General features: G+C 58.8%; 15 protein-coding genes. All 15 read left to right on the top strand.

The window, feature by feature from the left end; genetic code table 11:
- Positions 1–7: 7 nt before the first annotated feature.
- The 15 genes from R3F72_RS00780 to R3F72_RS00710 all read left to right on the top strand — a co-directional run bounded on the left by R3F72_RS00780 (position 8) and on the right by R3F72_RS00710 (position 17,219).
- Positions 8–2,551, top strand: a complete 2,544-nt coding sequence (locus R3F72_RS00780) for a hypothetical protein (RefSeq protein ID WP_332778663.1) — start codon at positions 8–10, stop codon at positions 2,549–2,551.
- A 426-nt stretch (positions 2,552–2,977) separates the two neighbouring features.
- Positions 2,978–4,993, top strand: coding sequence for a DUF4214 domain-containing protein (locus R3F72_RS00775; protein WP_442978316.1), 2,016 nt, complete (start codon positions 2,978–2,980; stop codon positions 4,991–4,993).
- Positions 4,994–5,493: 500 nt separating this feature from the next.
- Entirely contained in the window at positions 5,494–5,787 is a 294-nt protein-coding gene (locus R3F72_RS00770; protein ID WP_332778661.1) for a hypothetical protein, read from the top strand.
- Positions 5,771–7,519 carry a DUF6311 domain-containing protein gene (locus R3F72_RS00765; RefSeq protein ID WP_332778660.1) on the top strand — a complete coding sequence of 583 codons (1,749 nt, stop codon included), beginning with the start codon at positions 5,771–5,773 and terminating at the stop codon, positions 7,517–7,519. Before R3F72_RS00770 ends, R3F72_RS00765 begins: the two co-directional genes overlap by 17 nt.
- 66 nt (positions 7,520–7,585) lie before the next feature.
- Positions 7,586–7,855, top strand: coding sequence for a hypothetical protein (locus R3F72_RS00760; protein WP_332778659.1), 270 nt, complete (start codon positions 7,586–7,588; stop codon positions 7,853–7,855).
- Between the two features lie 12 nt (positions 7,856–7,867).
- Entirely contained in the window at positions 7,868–8,899 is a 1,032-nt protein-coding gene (locus R3F72_RS00755; RefSeq protein WP_332778658.1) for a glycosyltransferase family 2 protein, read from the top strand.
- The gene (locus R3F72_RS00750; protein WP_332778657.1) at positions 8,896–9,273 is read left to right on the top strand and encodes a GtrA family protein; all 378 of its coding nucleotides are present in this window, start codon (positions 8,896–8,898) and stop codon (positions 9,271–9,273) included. Before R3F72_RS00755 ends, R3F72_RS00750 begins: the two co-directional genes overlap by 4 nt.
- Positions 9,274–9,536: 263 nt before the next feature.
- Positions 9,537–10,478: a hypothetical protein gene (locus tag R3F72_RS00745; protein WP_332778656.1), complete on the top strand. Its 942-nt coding sequence runs from the start codon at positions 9,537–9,539 to the stop codon at positions 10,476–10,478.
- 29 nt (positions 10,479–10,507) lie between these two features.
- Positions 10,508–10,747, top strand: coding sequence for a hypothetical protein (locus R3F72_RS00740; protein WP_332778655.1), 240 nt, complete (start codon positions 10,508–10,510; stop codon positions 10,745–10,747).
- 7 nt (positions 10,748–10,754) lie between these two features.
- Complete coding sequence (locus R3F72_RS00735; RefSeq protein WP_332778654.1) at positions 10,755–12,143, top strand: undecaprenyl-phosphate glucose phosphotransferase; 1,389 nt, start codon at positions 10,755–10,757, stop codon at positions 12,141–12,143.
- A gap of 267 nt (positions 12,144–12,410) precedes the next feature.
- Positions 12,411–13,688: an O-antigen ligase family protein gene (locus tag R3F72_RS00730; RefSeq protein ID WP_332778653.1), complete on the top strand. Its 1,278-nt coding sequence runs from the start codon at positions 12,411–12,413 to the stop codon at positions 13,686–13,688.
- A gap of 191 nt (positions 13,689–13,879) precedes the next feature.
- A complete protein-coding gene (locus R3F72_RS00725; RefSeq protein ID WP_087720971.1) occupies positions 13,880–14,551 on the top strand; it encodes a hypothetical protein in 672 nt (223 codons plus the stop codon).
- Positions 14,544–15,212 (top strand): RES family NAD+ phosphorylase, encoded by a 669-nt coding sequence (locus tag R3F72_RS00720; RefSeq protein ID WP_332778652.1) that lies wholly within the window; start codon positions 14,544–14,546, stop codon positions 15,210–15,212. The genes R3F72_RS00725 and R3F72_RS00720 overlap by 8 nt, the downstream gene beginning before the upstream one ends.
- 185 nt (positions 15,213–15,397) lie before the next feature.
- Positions 15,398–16,177, top strand: coding sequence for a FadR/GntR family transcriptional regulator (locus R3F72_RS00715; RefSeq protein ID WP_303855756.1), 780 nt, complete (start codon positions 15,398–15,400; stop codon positions 16,175–16,177).
- A 22-nt stretch (positions 16,178–16,199) separates the two neighbouring features.
- Entirely contained in the window at positions 16,200–17,219 is a 1,020-nt protein-coding gene (locus R3F72_RS00710; protein ID WP_332778651.1) for a TRAP transporter substrate-binding protein, read from the top strand.
- Positions 17,220–17,315 lie beyond the last annotated feature (96 nt).

The following is a 17,315-nucleotide window of genomic DNA, read 5'->3' as shown; positions in this document are numbered from 1 at the left end:
CGGCAAATTGCCACAGATTAACGGGTCGGGTAACCTGACGATCACCGATGTCGCTAGCGGGGTAGACCTGTCCAGCCTGTCCGTCGATAACGCCCTGAACGTGACACTTGAAGTCACCGAATCGCGCGAAATTACCGATCTGGACAGCAGTTGGATCGATAACCTCGATCTGGCAGCGGACACTGTCGTGACCATGACGGTCAAGCAATATAACGATATCGAACGCAGCGGTGAGGGCAGCTACGCGCTGGCAGACACGGCCGAAGAGCTGGCTACCGTTACCGACAGCATCATGGGCATCGACATCACCGTGACCGACGCGGTATCGCTCGCGCAACTGCAGGCGCTGGACACTGCCAATGGCGCGGATGGACTGACTTACTTTACCGTCAGCGATACGTCGGAAGAGCTGGTTGCTAATGCCAATGGCGAGGATGACGTTACCTATATCCTCAATGACGTAGATGTTGTTGTCACTGATAACATCACTATCACCGAGCTTGGTGATGTGAAAACTGCAATCGGCGGCGGCACGGTCACGGCGCAAACTATCGAAGGTAGCATCGCTGAGCTGATGCCCGAAGAGGTAGTGATCCCGTATGTAGGAGAGGGTACGAACGTTACCGTCACCGGTTCCGTCACCATCGATCAAATCAAAGCCATCGACGAACAAAATGGCGATGGCGAGCTGACCTATGTCCTTACGGATAGTTACAGCGAGATTGCCGACGATCTGGCTGACGATAGCTTCGATTACTTGAGCGATGCCACAGCTATTCAATTAAGTGACTACACTCTCGGTGAACGTACCGTGGCCGATATTCAGGCGTTACTGGCACTGGATAACATGGAGTATGTGAGCGGGGACGATCTGTCCTATACGCTCAAGGATACCGCTGCCAATCTAGCATCTTCTTCTGATGATATGGATTCCATTCTGGCACAGGCAACTTCTATAACCGCGTCTACGGATGCCTCCGTCAGTCAGGCCAAAACGATCTATGCACGGGATAATGCAGCTACTTATAACATCAGTGATTCTGCGTCCAGTCTGGCGAATGGTGACAGTGCTGCTGCAGTAACGCAGGCTGGCGATTTGACCGCAACAACCACCGCGACTGCGGCACAAGCCACGACTATTGCCGAGCGTGATGGCTCAGTGGGTACGCTGACCTATAACGTGGCGGATACCTATGAAAATCTGACAAATAGCGCCAACAGCGCCGGTATGGTTAGCGCGACGGACGTGACTGTCAACTGGGGCGGCTCCTACCTGACAACGAGCCAGGCAGGTGAGATCGTTGATTTCACCAATGGTGGACTGACCACGATACCCTATATTCGCGATAATGCTGCCAATATCAACGGTTTCGTCAGTGGTAATGGGGAAGACGAAAATCTGCGCTACGATTTCTATGTAGAGGACTCGGCAGCAAACATCATCACCCAGATAGGTGATGCTTCAGCGGCCAACCTCTATTTTGCAACAGGCAATGCCACCAGCGATGTCGCAGGCGATCAATCGGTATCGCAGATTTACGTCGATGGCACGTTCGATGTTGCTGACGCCAAAACGTTCTGGGAAGCAATCAACCCGGTCTTCGATAACAATATCGAGACCACTGCCGGCAAGACGTATTATCGTATTTACGATGCGATTGGAAGTTACGACGACGAAACGGTCGCTCAGGACTGGATAACGAAGTCCGACCAGTTGGGTGTTAGTGGCAGTGCTGCTGATATCTATGCGGCACAGAATGGTTCGACAGCCGGATTCGACGATGTCTTTGCGCTGATGAACAGCCGCGGTAGCGACTATATTAACGTTACTGGCAGTGTCGGCAGTCAAACGATTCAAGGTGCGCCGGGCAGCGATCAGATCAGTGTTGGCGCCGACAACGACTGGGTTGATGGTAAGGCAGGCGACGATACTATCCGTGGTGATGCCGGTTCCGATCGGCTTTATGGTGGCGACGGCTACGATACGATCTATGGTGGTAACGACAGCGATGTCGATTACCTCTACGGTGGCAGTGGCCGGGATACGATTCATGCAGCCGATACCGATGCTAATACGGTTTACAATACCGCCGACGACTATAGCGCTAACCAGATCACCGGGGGCGAGGGCGGTGACAATATGTACGGCAGCACCTACTTCGATACGTTCTATTACGCGGGAAGTGATCGTAACTCGTTGGCCAAGGAGTCGGGAACGACTCAATCGACTCGCGATTACATCACGAATTTCGATCTAGGTGACAGAATCGTATTTTCAAACGTGTCCAGTGAGAACATCCAGTTTTTCGGCAGTGGTTCGGCTAACGCCAGCGCCGTAGAGGCTGGCACTCTGGCGCTGTCGATTCGTTATGAGGAAAATGTACAGGCGCTGGATTGGAATGGTAGTGCGGTTAAAGATTCAACTCAGATACTGATCGATATTGCTGATCAGAATGGCCGGTTCGACGATCAGGCTGATATGCACATTATCTTGGTTGGCAGCGATATCGGCGTCAACTGGGATGGCAACAGTATCACCTTTGGTGCATGATCTATTCCGAGCCATAATCATCATAAACGCCCCGCTTCTTGCGGGGCGTTTTTCGTTTGAAGCGCGATAAATCGCGGGTGGATATTGTCTCGTGACGAAAGAGGACATCCCGTTCGTCTCAATGACGGTCGATTGTCTTTTCCAAGCTGGGATCGGCCATTCTGACACGGCTGTGGAGGCAGCCAAAAATCGCCTTGATCCCTGCGTTCGATGGGCACTTCTATGACTCATTCGTCTTCTCACCTGCTTTTTCATAACTTTTCAGCATGCGAAAGACATTGCAGGGTGGGGCATGGCAACTAGACTGCCTCTCGGGCTACATGACGTAGCCTGGTTTTACTCAAGGCACATGGATCGGCCTGATAGGGCTGGCAGCATGCCAGATCATCCGGGCAGCGCGTTTCGGGCTCTCGGTTAGCCGCATTCATGCGCTCCGATATGGAGATCAACCGCATGGCATCACAAGCTTCTCTCGACTTTGTGCAAAGCCTTTATGTGGCGTACTACGGCCGTCCGGCTGATTCAGCCGGCCAGATGTACTGGGCCGAGCGTGCCGATGCCGAAGGCCAGGGCGCGATTCTGGACGCATTCGGCAATTCGGAAGAATTCACTCAGGAATATGGCGATCTCGGGAACGATGAGCTCGTCGACTCGCTGTATCAGCAGCTGTTCGGTCGTAGCGCTGACGCGACAGGGCAGAGCTATTACGCGGGGATACTGGCCAGCGGTGACAAATCGCTGTCGGAAATCGCTGTCACCATCATGAATGCCGCGCAGGGTTCTGACATCGATGCCATCGACGCCAGGACGGAAGTCGCCCAGTACTACACGGATAACGTGGCGGAAGGCGAGTACGACGTGGATGAGGCGCAGAGCCTGATCTCCGAAGTCGACGGCGAGACTTCCGAGCAGCAGATCGCTGCCGCCAAGGCTGAGATCGATGCCTCGACTGGTGACGAGCAGACACCTCCGGCCGATGGTGGTGATGAGCAGACACCTCCGGCCGATGAGCAGATTCAAGTTGTCGATGGCGGCGAGATTACGGCTGATAACAGGAGTTTCTCGCTCGGCGATAACCAGGCCATTCGTTTTACTGGCGTCGACAGCAATGAAACGATCAATGTCGATGGTTTGACCGCCGACAAGACCCTCATGGTCGAGGGCAGCAAGAATATCACTCTCAATCTGGACACTGGTTCGGCTGCGTCAGCCCAGTTGGGAATCGCGAATTCCGCCGTGACGCTTTCGGGAATTCAGCAGGACAGCACGTTGACTTCGCTGGCCGTGGACGCGGCAGGTGACTCTTCTCTGGAGATGAATGGCTCCATTGCCGGGCCGCTGGAGAATCTGGAGATTACCGGTGATAGCGGTAGTTTCGAGCTGACCGGTGCCGCTGTCGGTTCTGCCGAGAACGGGGCGGATATCGATGCCTCGGGGTATGGCGGCGATGTCACGATCGGTGATGGCGTGCTCGATAATGCCACTAGCGTGACGACTGGTAGCGGTGACGACACGCTCACGGTCGACGATATCAGCGGTGGCGATACTGCGATGGCTATCGACGGCGGCGAAGGCAACGATTCGCTGACGGTGACGGACAGCCTGTCGCCCGATAGCGGTTACATCGAGAGCAATGTCAGCGGTTTCGAATCCTTCACGTTCGAAGGCTATTCCAAGGTCGATGCCGAGCAGCTATCCGACGCTCAGAGCTTCAGCTTTCAATCCGGTGGGGATCTCGCTCACCTGACTGCCGATCAGAATGTGGTTGCCACGGCCGCTGGCATGGGTGAAGACGGCTCCCCGATGATCCTGCGTGATGCGGGAGATTCGGTGAATGTCGAAGCGGTCAATGCCGAAGGGGCGGATAGTACGCTCGACCTGAAGGTGCTGAAAACGGCCGATGAGTTCACCGGTGGCACGATGAATCTGACGGGCGATGCCAACGTCAATTATGAAGCGTCCGGCCGCCAGTTCGATGATTTCGATGCTTCTGGACTGGATGGCGACTTGACGTATACCGGTGCCGATTACGCACAGGAAAATATCGAGCTGGGTAGCGGTGCGGCGTCAATATCGGTAGCGACAGAGGAGACTGATGACGAAGGCGTTGCGACGGGAAATATGCTTGCTACTTCCAGCTACGAAAACATGGATGTCGTGACCGGCTTCGATCTCGATGGCGACGATACGCTGACCGCTCTCAATGGTGATGCCGTTACGCTCACCGATGTGACCAGTAACGTCAGTGATAGCACCGATCTGGATGCCGCGTTCACCGCTGCCGCGGATACCAGCGCTGCTGCGGATGCTGGCTACGTCTCCTTCGAGTTCGATGACGCGACTTACGTCTACTCGAATAGCGACGGCGAAGGCGTGACAGCTGATGACTTCGCACTGAAGCTGGGCGTTCAGGAATCCACGGCGGCTGACGCTGTAGCCTGATGACTCGTTAGACTAAGCGAAGGATGAAGCCCGAGGCCTCCGGCCTCGGGTTTTTTTGTGTCAGCTGACAGTTTGCGGGTCAGGCAATCCACCAGTCCTGGTGGTTGTCGGTCTGCAAGCCATTCAACCAGTCTCCGGCGTTGATGCGGTTTTCGGCGGGCCGGATTTTCATGGTGTGTCCCGTTTGGTGCCGGGATGGCTTTCCCCGGTTCAGGGGAGTACGAAGGCTTTGCCTTCGCCGGGTTGGGGGTGCTGCTGTTGGCGAGTCTGGCACTTGCCTGTAAATTGGCGGGCCGAGGTTTGGCGTCCGGTGATCGCTGGGTTTTCGGCCGCTGGTCGTTCGAGTGGCGATATCCGGCATTGCTGGAACCGGTGATGCAATATCTGCGTTCCAGCGGCCGCATGGCCTGGCCGTTGCTTTATGTCGTCGTATTCCTGTCGCTGCTGTCTTTGCTGCGGCGAATGCCTGCGCGTACTGGCTTGCGGTGTTGGCTGCCTGCGTGGCACTACAGTGGGATCTGGCGCCTTGGCATGGCTTCGTGCGTGGCAACATGCAGGCGCTGACGCCCGCTGGACATTCCTGCGAGCCCTTCCCCTGGCTGGCTCGCGAGGACTTGAATGCGCTGGCCGAGGGGGCGTTCGCCGAGCGCGAGCCGAATCACGATACGTTGGATGTCTTGACCGATGAGTCGTTGGTCGAGTCTGTAAGCCAGTTGCCGGAAATGCGCTGCATTGCCGTGGACAGGATCACTTTTGCCGGTTGGGAGCGAGCCGACAATGACAGCGAAACATAGCGGCATGGCACGGTTCGGTTCGGCCATGGCGTGTCATGATCAGGCGTTGGCGATTGTCGCTTCCGCTCTGTTGGGGGCTTGGCTGGCGTTTCATTTATACGGCTGGGCGACGATCGATCCGACCCACGTTCGGTGGTTGCTCACCGAGGGCGACCCGTTTCAGCATTTCATCGGTTGGGATGCGTTTCGTCGCGACGAGTGGCGCTGGCCGTTGGGCGCGATTCCGCAGTTCGGCACGCTCATCGATTCGAGTATCGTCTTTACCGATTCGATAGCGCTTCTGGCGTTGCCGCTCAAGCTGTTTCACGACGTTTTGCCGGATCCGTTCCAGTATCAGGGTCTGGTGATGCTGTTGAATCATGTCCTGAATGCGACGTTCGCCTGTGGATTGGCGTTGCGGTTGCGGTGTCGCCCGGTGGCTTCGGTGCTTTTCGCTGCGCTGGTCATCATGCTGCCTATCGTCGCGATGCGGGGCCTGGGGGGGCATGGGCATGAGGCGTTGACGGCGCATTGGCTCATCCTGTGGGGGCTGGGGTTGGCGCTGCGCCCCGGGGGCCGGGTCGGTCATCATGTCGGCGCCATGGTGCACTGGCTGATCTTGATGCTGATTGCCGTACTGGTGCATTTCTATCTCTTTTTCATGGTCGGGACGCTGTGGGCCGCCTGGTGGGTCTGCCAGTTGTTCAGGTCGGTGACGGGCCGAAGGATCGATACCGGCGTGAGCCTGGGGCTGGGGGCCGTCATCAGTGTGGTTTGTGTCCTTGCGACTATGTGGCTGGCGGGGTATTTCCAGTATGGGCTGGAGGTCGGCCCGGGTTCGGGTTTCGGCTATTTTTCCGCCGAGGCCATGACTTACATCAATCCGCTGTCCGAGGCCTGGTTCTTCAAGGGGACGGAAGTGAGCGGGGCGTCGCGTGTGCTGCCCGGCTGGTTGACGCCGATTGCCGGTCAATACGAGGGCCAGGCCTATGCCGGAATCGGGGCGTTATTGTTTCTCCTGGCCGGGTTCCTGGTCGCGGTACGCCGGCTGCGGTGGGCACAGCTGTATCCTCTGCGCGGGGAAGTCTGGTTGGTCGCCGTGGCGCTGCTCGGACTTTTCGTCTTCGCCCTTGGCGACCGGTGGGTGATCGGCAAGCTGGTCTGGTCGGTGGACTACCCCGCGCTGCTGGCGCCGTTGACCGAGTACATTCGCTCTAGTGGTCGCATGGTGTGGCCGCTGCTGTACGGGCTCATGCTTCTCGGCATGGTTTATCTCTCCAGAACGGTCCTCAATCGAAACCTGGTCGCCCTGTTGGTCATTGCATGGCTGGTGCAGTGGGCTGATCTGAAGCCCTTTCATCATTTCGTTCACGCGGGGCTGGCCGGCCGTGTGGCATCCGTGGCGAATGGCTCTCCCTATCCCGCGCTGGAAGACACTCGGTTGGCCGCCTTGCTGGACTCGCACGAGTCGCTTAGCTACCTGCCGGGAGACGACCTGGGCACGCTGAAGCCTTATGCCTGGCTGGCGGTTCGTCATGACGTGGCGTTGAATGTGGCGTATTTCGCACGTATCAATGCGCAAGTATTGAAAGAGGCAACGGCTGCTGAAGTGGCGCGAGTGGCCCGTGGTGAACTGGAAGCGAATCGAGTCTACGCGATTACCGACAACCAACTGGCGGACCAGGCATGTGGTGCCGTAGGTGTGGAGTGCTTCGTGGTCGACAAGGTGACGATCGCGGTACGCGCACCTTGATGTTGGTACACGCACTTTGATGGCGCTTGGTTATGGCGTGGCTTCGACGACTGGGTCCGGTATCGAATGAACTCGACAGGTAGTGAAACTCTGATGGCTGAGCGGCGCGCAAGAATCTCTATTAACGGTTGGCTGGGTTATCTCGCCGCCATTGTGTTGGGCATGTTTTGCCTCTGGATCGTATGCGGATCGCCGGCTCATGTCCTGGCGGGCGGCTTGATGATCGATACCGATTATCCCAATGCGGCGGCCGCCTTCGAGATTTTCGTGCGCGACCAATGGCACTGGCCGTTGGGAGAGAGCCCGGACTTCGCCGGACGTCGAATCGTCATTTAAGGCCAAAAAATCATGAGCAAATTAGTCACATTGGTTGTGGCCGTAAAGAACGAGGATGAGGCGATAGCGCCGTTCCTCGAGGCTATTGATCGCGAAGTCGATTACCCGGATGTCGAACTTGAGATTCTCTTCGTCGACGACGGCTCCACCGATAACACGCTGCAGGCGCTGCAGTTGGCCGCGCAGCGGGATAGCCGCGTACGCTGGCTGAAGCTGTCGCGCAACTTCGGCAAGGAAGCGGCAATGACGGCCGGCCTCGATCACGCTCGTGGCGATGGGGTGATCCCCATGGATGTCGACCTGCAGGACCCCCCGGCGTTGATCAACGATTTCATTCGGCTATGGCTCGATGAGGGCTACGCGATGATCTACGGCGTTCGCGTATCGCGCCACGAAGACACGCGTCGTAAACGCACCTCGGCGAATCTCTTCTATCGCCTTTTCAATCGTATTTCTCCGACGCCTATCCCGGATAATGCCGGCGACTTTCGTTTGCTGGACCGCCAGGTCGTCGAGGCGCTTAAACGTCTGCCCGAGCGAAACCGTTTCATGAAAGGGTTGTTTGCCTGGTCCGGCTATCGGTCGGTGGGTGTGCCTTACGAACGCCCGGCTCGGCAGGTCGGGGAGTCGAAGTTCAATCTCTGGAAGCTCTGGAACTTCGCGCTCGATGGCCTGGTGGGGTTCTCGACGCTCCCGTTACGAGTCTGGAGCTATATCGGTGGTGGCGTTGCGCTACTGTCTTTCGTCTACATATTGGTGATCGTTTTCAAGGCGCTGGTGTTCGGACGCGATACGCCGGGCTATGCGTCTGTCATGTCGGCAGTGCTGTTTTTCGGCGGTATGCAACTGCTGTCGATCGGCGTGCTGGGGGAGTACATGGCGCGGCTGTTCGTGGAGGTCAAGCAACGCCCGCTGTATCTGGTGGAAGTGGATAGCCTGGGTAGCAACAAGGCCGAGTCGATACAGCACGGCAAAACCTTCGAAGGAAGCGACAAGCGCATAGAGGATGCAGACGATCCCGCTCACGGGGAGCGTGAACGATGAGGCGTTGGACCGAGGAGCTGGCCACGCTGATGCGGTTTGGCGGTGTGGGGGTGCTCGCGACACTGGTGCATATCGCTGTTGCCGCCGCGGTGTTCTGGTGTTGGGCTTCGGTCTCTCCCTTCCTGGCTAATGTGTTGGCCTTCCTGGTCGCTTTTCAGGTCTCACTGTGGGGACATCGACGGTTCACCTTCCGACGCCGAGGGCGCTCGGGGCGTTTCTTCCTGATCGCGTTAGCGGGCTTTGCGGCCAACAACGGGATACTGGCCAGCCTTTTGGCCACGACTTCGATCTCGGGGTTGCCGGCTGTCGCCATCTCGACATTACTTGTCCCGTTGGCGATGTTCGTGGCCGCTCGGTTATGGGCTTTTGCCTGATTCGACGGGTCTTTCGCAAGATCAAAACTTTCACTGGCTTGATGTCATGATCCGCTATCCTGGCGCCTGCCGGCATTCGCAGCTCAGCCTACGGCAGGCACTATCGATCAGCCTGGCAATCTGTTGCTGCAGGTCGCCGCTCGCGGCACGATGGATCCGTACTTCGCCACGGCTAGGGGTTGAGGCGGTCTCGAAACGTTTCGACTGCTGACGAGCAATAACTAGCCGATATCCAGTATCGGCAATTTAAGGTGCATTGCATCGTGGCTAGCCCCTTGCTCCCCAACGAGCCCCGTATTCCCGATGAGCAGCGCGAACAGGCGCTGACCGTGCGCTTTCTATCGCCCGCATTGGCGGCGCTGGAGTCGCTGTTTCTGGCGCTGCGTGGCGAACTCGACCCGGCATTGCGTCAGGCCCGGCCGGTCAAGCAGGGTAAGCCGTTTCCGCTGGGCCAGTGTCTGGAAATTTCCCAGGCGGTGCAGCGCCAGTTGCAGCAGCTCGACCCGGCGACACTCGGTGGCGAGGCAGCGCAGGGCTACCGGGCGCTGGCGGCGTTCATGAAGCACGGCGGCAATGTCCGGCAGGTCTGGGGCGATCTGCGCGGCGAGTATTTTCAGAACGCCTTTCTGATCGGCACGCTCTATGTCGATGTCGCCAACGATACCGTCGATCCGGCCAAACCGCCGGTCGAGGTGCTGCCGTTCGCAGCCTCGCGTCTCGTCCCGGTGGCCGATTATCGCCACTTTGCCCGCGTCGCGGCCCGCTACTGGCAGGCGCGGGTCTATCCCAATCATCTGCTTCCCGAACTGGCGCCATTCTTTCCTCTAATCACCGTGACGGCGGCCGGGTTCGTGCAGTTGCAGGCGGCGTCCAACTACATGATCGCGCTCACGCTGGCCGGCGCCTTCCACCCCGCTGAAACCGTGCTGGCGGAGGCGCCGAAGAATGCCAGCCTGTTCGGTCTTCTCCGTCAACGTCTCGCTTCACAGCCCTGCGCGCTGCCCGTCGCATTGGCGGCTCATCCCGAAGCTGGGCGGGCTGCTGCGCTCGCGATGTGTCAGGCGTATCGGGAGCAGGGCATGGCGGAAGATGCGCAGCGGCGCGATGCGGCCGTGAAAGCCGTCTTGCGGGTCAATGGCGAACTGGCGCGTTTCACGGTCGTGGCGAGTGGGGGGGAGGTCGCAGGGCGTTCTTGCCCGCAATGATGGATGACACCAATCGCAGGAGAGTTGCCATGGCATCGCCGGAAACAGGCTATGTGACCGACCAGGAATATACCCACGGCTATTACGCCGAGCTGAACCCGTTGCGTCTGCGTCTGGCGCTGCTCAATGCGGGGTTGAAGCCGCCGGTCATCGAGCATGCTTCCAGCATTCCCTTCGCTTCAGTATTTCCTCTTACTTTAAGTGCAGGTCATCGCGCCGCGCACTATGTTGTTATAGAGTCGCTGACATTTCCGTCATGGATGACTTGAACGGCCGATGAGCGTTTCGAGACAACAGAGAAGTATTACCGAGCGATATCCGGCTCAGATATTCGTACCCTTGATCGATGCCGGCGCTGTGCTGTTGTCGGGTTTCCTGGCCCACTGTATCCGGTTCGGTACGCTGGCTGTACATGATCGTTTTCTGCTGGCCATGATGATCATGGCCATCTTCGTCGTGATGGCCAACTTCATCGCTGGCGCTTACGTGCGTTGGCGCACCACCCGGCTCTCCAACATTCTGTTTCGACTGGTGGCCGTTTGGGGCATCGTTGCGTTGTTGGCGACGTCGATCATCTACCTGGCCGAAGCCTCGGTTCGCTATTCGCGCTTGTGGCTGGGGATGACACTGCTGTTCTCGCTGGGGCTGGCGGCCGGCTTTCGCGTACTCGTGATGTTGCTGCTCAAAAGCGCGAGGCGATCGGGCAAGAACCTTCGGGGCGTCTTTCTCGTGGGGCCTGCCCCGAACCTGCTCAAGGTGGCCAGAAGCATGCGCAAGACGCCGGGGGAGGGCTTCGCGATTTCCGGCGTGCAGCGCTTGAAGGAGGCACCGGATTCGGCCTTCCTCAGCTGTCTTGCCCGCCGGGTGCAGGATTCCGGGGCCCGCGAGGTGTGGCTCTGCCTGCCGCTGGAAATGGGAGGGGCGGTGCGCGAGATCATGCATGCGCTGCGCCACCAGACGGCGGAGGTGCGCTTCATTCCCGAGTTTCAGGATATGCGGCTTCTCAATCACCGCATCAGCGAGGTGGCGGGGAACTTCGCGCTCGATTTGAGCGTGACCTCCATGGGGGAAACGTCGCGCTTCCTGAAGCGGGTAGAGGACCTGGTACTGGGTAGCTTGTTCCTGCTCTTGTCGCTGCCTGCCTGCGCTATTATCGCGGTGGTTCTCAAGCTGCAGTCGTCCGGGCCGGTCCTTTTCAAGCAGTACCGCATGGGCAGCAACGGCCGTCGCTTCAAGGTCTACAAGTTCCGTTCGATGGAAGTGCATACGGAGGCCGATGGCGCCGTGACCCAGGCCAGGCAGGGTGATCCTCGCGTGACCCGATTCGGCGCCTTTCTCCGGCGTACATCGCTGGATGAGCTGCCGCAGTTCTACAACGTGTTGCAGGGGCGCATGTCCATCGTCGGGCCGCGGCCCCATGCGCTGGCGCACAACGAGTATTACAAGGACGTCGTCGAATCCTACATGAAGCGCCACAAGGTGAAGCCGGGGATCACCGGCTGGGCGCAGGTCAATGGCCTGCGGGGCGGGACGGAGGATGTCGAAAAGATGCGGCTGCGTGTAGAACACGATCTCTGGTACATCGACAACTGGTCGCTATGGCTAGATCTAAGAATCATTGCGTTGACCGTCGTCAGAGGCTTCTGCGATCCGAACGCCTTGTGACAGTGCTTTGAGATAAGGCTTTTCGCCCGTTACCGGCACGGGGCAAGGTGATTTGCCACATTTGGCGCTGCTGATGCTCGGGGATATGAAGTACATTGCTGCTTTGGCCCTGGAAAGGCATTGCCGCTCTGAATCCAGCCTGAGCATCGCTCGCTGACTTTTCAGGCAGATCCTAACGAGAGGTAGCCGTTCGAGATCGGGGCGCCCGGCCCGTATACTTCCGCCTGGCATTATCGGCTTGTTGTTTCTGGTTAGCGGAAGAGTCTCGTGATCAACGTATTGGATCGTCATAAAGGGGTAGGCGCCGTGGCTTCGGCCTACACCCATATCGCCGTGTTTCTGATGGGCGCCATTGCCCTGGTCGTGCCTACCGGCTATTCGCTGGGGCCGGCCTTGCTGTTGCTGGCATCGCCGGTACTGCTGGCCTTGCGGCCCGGGTTCGATCTGAACCGTCAGGACAAGGCGATCATCGCCATTCTACTGGCGTATTTCGTGGTCGCTGCGTCCCGGGCGCTGGTCGATGGACAGGGCTCTAGCGGTCTGGATAAGCCCAGTCGCTTCCTGTTGGCGGTGCCGGTGCTGTTTTGGCTCGTGGCCTATCCGCCGCGGCTGTCGGTCATGTGGTCCGGTATCGCGATAGGGGCTATCGCTTCGGGCAGTTGGGCGGTGTGGCAGAAGCTCATCGAAGGTGTGGCGCGGGCGGGTGGCTATACCCATGTCATTCAGTATGGCGACCTCAACATGTTGTTTGGCGTGCTGTGCCTGGCCGGCCTCGGCTGGGCCTTCACGCAGCGCAATGCCAGGTATTGGGTGCCTCTTCTAGCGCTGGGCGCGCTCATGGGGGTAATGGGGTCCCTGATGTCCGGCAGCCGGGGTGGCTGGGTAGGCTTTCCCTTCGTGTTATTGGTGCTTTATCGCGGCTATGCCCGCTATTTTGCTCGGCGCTGGCTGGTCGGCCTGGGTGTGCTGGTGGTCGCTATCGGGGTAACCGTGTATGCCGTGCCGCAACTCGGGGTGCAAAGCCGCGTCAACGCTGCGTTTTCCAACGTTCAGCAGTATCTCGAAGAGGGAAATACGCGTACTTCTTTGGGGGCGCGTTTCGCCATGTGGCATGCCGCGGTGGAGTTGATCCCCGAGAAGCTCATCTTCGGTTGGGGGGACCAGGGCTACGAACAGGCTCGGGATCGATTGATCGCCGAAGGGCGGGCTGCTCCCATTATCAAGAATTGGGGCCACGTTCATAACGAGTACCTGGATGCCTGGCTGAAACGGGGTGTCTTTGGGCTGCTGGCCTTGCTGGCGCTCTACCTCGTGCCGATGCGTCTCTTCGGCAAGCGGTTGTCGAGCGATGATCTTGCACTCAAGTCCATTGCCATAGCCGGAATACTGTTGCCGGTGACCTACATGGATTTCGGGCTGTCGCAGGTCTTTCTGGCCCATAACAGCGGGGTGATGGTGTACCCGTTCTGGCTGGTCCTGCTATGGGGGCTATTGAGGCACCGCGAGGCTCATCTGGCCTCGGGCATGCAACCGCGGGAGCGCTGAAGAAACCTGACGTGCCGCGAGTGGAATATTTCGCTGTTTACTGGAAGGGTCGGTCTCGATGACCGGCCCTTTTTGTTGTTGTGCGCCAGGCCTGGCGCGCAGCGCCTGACTGACGCTGTCCCCGCATGGTGGTAAAGTATGCTATGTTGCATTGGTGCTTACTTCCATTACCCTCAAAAAAGGAGGGTGTCATGAAAGAAAACATCCTTGAAAACGAAGGTTATGTGCTGATCGGCTCGGCTAAAGAGATCCAGGCAAGGCTGGGCCGCCCACTGGAAACTGATGTCATCGCCTTGTTCCGAGACAGTGGGGATGATGAGCAAGCCACCGTGCTGACCGAGCTGGTCCGTCACGTGACCATTGATTTTGAACGCAAGCTGCACCAACGCAAACGCCAAGCCATGTCCAGAGTGATCGATTCCTATGTGGAGTTCGTCAGTCTGGACAAGACCGCCCTCCTCGAGGCCGAAATGGAGGGGCGTGCCCGGAAGGCAGCTTTGGAAAGCACGAGCTGGCTCACAGCCCGCGAAATTGGCCAGATGGCAGGGCTGGCATCCGACAACCCGAGCGCCCAGACGAGCAAGTGGAAACGGCAGCATAGGATCTTTGCTATCCAGCATCGTAATGTCGATCTCTTCCCTGCCTACGCTCTGGACAAGACGAACGGGTACCGGCCCCTGAAAGGGCTGAAACCGATCCTCGAGCTGTTTGGCAATAGCAAGGATGGTTGGGGGCTGGCCTATTGGTTCTCCTCCGTCAACAGCTATCTCGGCGGGCAGAGGCCACAGGATGTGTTGGATACCGATCCAGAGCGCGTGCTCGCAGCGGCCGACCAGGAACGGGTCGGTGTTGAGCATGGCTAGACGCGAAACGTCGGTCGCGTCCGGTGCTTTGTCGACACCCAAGCCTCCGGAGAAGATTCTGCTTCACACGGTGACGATCAAGCCGGGGGTAGTCCTGCATCGGGTGCATAAAGCTGAATATGCCGGTACTGCCTTCAACCCCAGCTTACGGGGCAGTGCTCGCTTCAGTCCGCTGCTCGATGACAACGGAGACGTGATTCCTACCCTTTACGCGGCCTATACCTTCGATGGGGCAGCAATGGAGACAGTGTTTCACGACGTACCCTTTACCCCTGGTCCCAAGTCGTTTCCCCGATCTCGACTCCTGAAGCGTCAGTGCTCGCGCATAGAAGTCACGCAACGGTTGGTGCTGGCGGATCTGACCAGCAAGTCTCTACGTGCCATGGGTATAAAGCGGAACGAACTCATCGACACGGAAGCGGATCAGTATCCGGCCACCAGGGAATGGGCTCGCGCGATTCATGCTCAGCATCTCGATGTTCAGGGATTGTTCTGGGTCTCGCGCCAAGACGATACCGATCGGGCTCTGATTCTGTTCGGGGACCGCGTGGCGCCAGAGGCAATCCGCCAGGTAGAGGAGCCTCTTGATCTCACTGATCGCAGATTGTTCCCGTCCGTGCTGATGCTTGCTGACCGAATAGGCGTGAATGTTGTGCCATAAAAAACCAGCAGAGCGGCCGAGGCCGCCCCGCTGGGTTGATGGTGAAATAAAGTTCTCAGCCGCATATACCCTTTTTGTTTGGCGGCTTGTTTGCCGACCAAAGTCTAAAGGCAAGTCGACGGCGTTTGGTTGATCCTATGTCGGACATAACCTGTACCTAGTCCTACAAGGAAGCGCGGGATCCCATGAGTCATGCCACGGCCGCTACGAGTCGTAGTCAGCGACCGGACATCGCCGAAGCCCTCGCCGAGGCCGTTTTCAGCGGCCATTACGCGATCGGCGAGACGATCCCGCGGGAGATCGACCTCTGCGAGCGCTTCGGTGTCAGCCGAAGTACCGTGCGCAGCGCACTGCAGAAGCTGGTCAACGTCGGCTTGCTGGTGCGGGTTTCCGGGCAGGGCACACGGGTGCGCGAGCTTTCGGCTTGGCATCTGCTCGATCCTCAGGTCAGCGCCTGGATGGCGCGCTACGCCCAGCCCAACCCGCGGCTGCAGCGGGAAGTCTTCGCCTTTCGCGTGGCCGTCGAGCCTTTCGTGGCCGGCCTGGCCGCGACCCATGCCACGGCTTCGGATCTGCTCGCCATCGAGACCGCCTACGAAGGCATGATTCGTGCCCTCGAACAGGCCGATCTGCGCTGGCAGGGCCAGAGCCACGACGACTACGACGTGGCCTTCCACGAAGCGATCTTCGCGGCCTCCCACAATCTTATCTGGGCACAGATCAGTCACGTGCTCAGACCCGCCATCGCCCTGATCGTCGAGCGCTCCAATCACAGTGCCGATGAACTCGACGACAGCATGGCGCGCCATTTCCGGATGATGGAGGCGATTCGCCTGCGTCAGCCGGAAGCCGCCGAGCAGGCGGCGCTCTCGGTGCTGGAACGTACCGGCCGGGATCTGGGAATGGAGGACATCTTGCAACGATCGCCTTCGATCACGCTGTCCCCAACGACATTCGAGCGATAACAAACGCTACTGGAGACTCACAATGACTTTACGCATGCCACTTCAAGGGTTGGCCATCGCTGCGCTTGGCGCGTTCGCGCTCAATGCCCAGGCTGCCGACTATGAATGGACCTTTCAGACGTCCGAGACCGCCGGCGAGCCGCAGTTCGAGATCAAGAAGGAGTGGGCCGAGAACGTCGAGAAGATGTCGAACGGGCGTATCGCCATCGAGATCCTGCCGGTCAATGCCGTGGTGCAGGCCAACCAGACTTTGCAGGCGGTGAGTTCCGGCATTCTGCAGGGGCACCTGACCGATCCCAGCTACTTCTCGGGCCAGGATCCGGCCTTCGGCATGATCGGCAACCTGGTTGGTGCCTGGAGCGATCCGTACCAGTTCCTCGACTACATGAAGTATCACGGCGGCGAGCAGATCTACAACGAACTGGTCGAGCCCTATGGCGTTCACCTGATCGGTGCCGCGGCGACCGGGCTGGAGTCCTTCCCGAGCTCGCGTCCGATCGAGAAGGTCGAAGACCTGAAGGGCCTCAAGGTGCGCGCGCCGGAAGGCATGGTCTACAACATCTTCGAGAAGGCGGGGGCGACGCCGGTCAACCTGCCGGGCTCCGAAGTGTATACCTCGCTGGAAAAAGGGGTAATCGACGCGGCGGACTACACGGTATTCGCGACCAACTACGCCCAGGGCCTGTACGAGTTCGCCAACTATCCCAACTATCCGGGCTTCCACTCGCTGCCGATGGTCGCCGTTTCGCTCAACAAGCAGATCTGGGATGGCCTGCCGGACGATCTCAAGTCGATTCTGGAAGTCTCGGTCGATCAGATGGCCTACGAAATGGTCGCCAAGCTGAAGACGCTGGATCTCGAGGCCGTACGTGAAGCGCGCGAGGATCCCAATATCCACCTCGTCGACATGTCCAACGAAGAGCGTGCCAAGTTCCGTCGCATCGCCCAGGAAGAGTGGCAGAACTGGGCCGGCCGCAACGACATCACCCAGGAATTCTACGACTCGGTCGTGGGCTACCTGCAAGACAACAACCTGATGTAACAACGCCGGCATCCGTCATCGCCGCGCCGGGGGGAGCCGGCGCGGGGGGGGTGGACGGGGGGTGGGGGGAAAACCACCCAGAGACCAACCCCCCCG

The organism is Salinicola sp. 4072, assembly GCF_036663415.1.
Taxonomy (GTDB): domain Bacteria; phylum Pseudomonadota; class Gammaproteobacteria; order Pseudomonadales; family Halomonadaceae; genus Salinicola; species Salinicola salarius_A.
This window is presented reverse-complemented; position numbering and strand designations above follow the sequence as displayed.

Bases quoted from the DNA above. Each gene is read 5' to 3' on its own strand.
- R3F72_RS00775 (WP_442978316.1), top strand. From the start codon at position 2,978: ATGCGCTCCGATATGGAGATCAACCGCATGGCATCACAAGCTTCTCTC.
- R3F72_RS00765 (WP_332778660.1), top strand. From the start codon at position 5,771: ATGACAGCGAAACATAGCGGCATGGCACGGTTCGGTTCGGCCATGGCG.
- R3F72_RS00760 (WP_332778659.1), top strand. From the start codon at position 7,586: ATGAACTCGACAGGTAGTGAAACTCTGATGGCTGAGCGGCGCGCAAGA.
- R3F72_RS00755 (WP_332778658.1), top strand. From the start codon at position 7,868: ATGAGCAAATTAGTCACATTGGTTGTGGCCGTAAAGAACGAGGATGAG.
- R3F72_RS00750 (WP_332778657.1), top strand. From the start codon at position 8,896: ATGAGGCGTTGGACCGAGGAGCTGGCCACGCTGATGCGGTTTGGCGGT.
- R3F72_RS00740 (WP_332778655.1), top strand. From the start codon at position 10,508: ATGGCATCGCCGGAAACAGGCTATGTGACCGACCAGGAATATACCCAC.
- R3F72_RS00735 (WP_332778654.1), top strand. From the start codon at position 10,755: ATGAGCGTTTCGAGACAACAGAGAAGTATTACCGAGCGATATCCGGCT.
- R3F72_RS00725 (WP_087720971.1), top strand. From the start codon at position 13,880: ATGAAAGAAAACATCCTTGAAAACGAAGGTTATGTGCTGATCGGCTCG.
- R3F72_RS00720 (WP_332778652.1), top strand. From the start codon at position 14,544: ATGGCTAGACGCGAAACGTCGGTCGCGTCCGGTGCTTTGTCGACACCC.
- R3F72_RS00715 (WP_303855756.1), top strand. From the start codon at position 15,398: ATGAGTCATGCCACGGCCGCTACGAGTCGTAGTCAGCGACCGGACATC.
- R3F72_RS00710 (WP_332778651.1), top strand. From the start codon at position 16,200: ATGACTTTACGCATGCCACTTCAAGGGTTGGCCATCGCTGCGCTTGGC.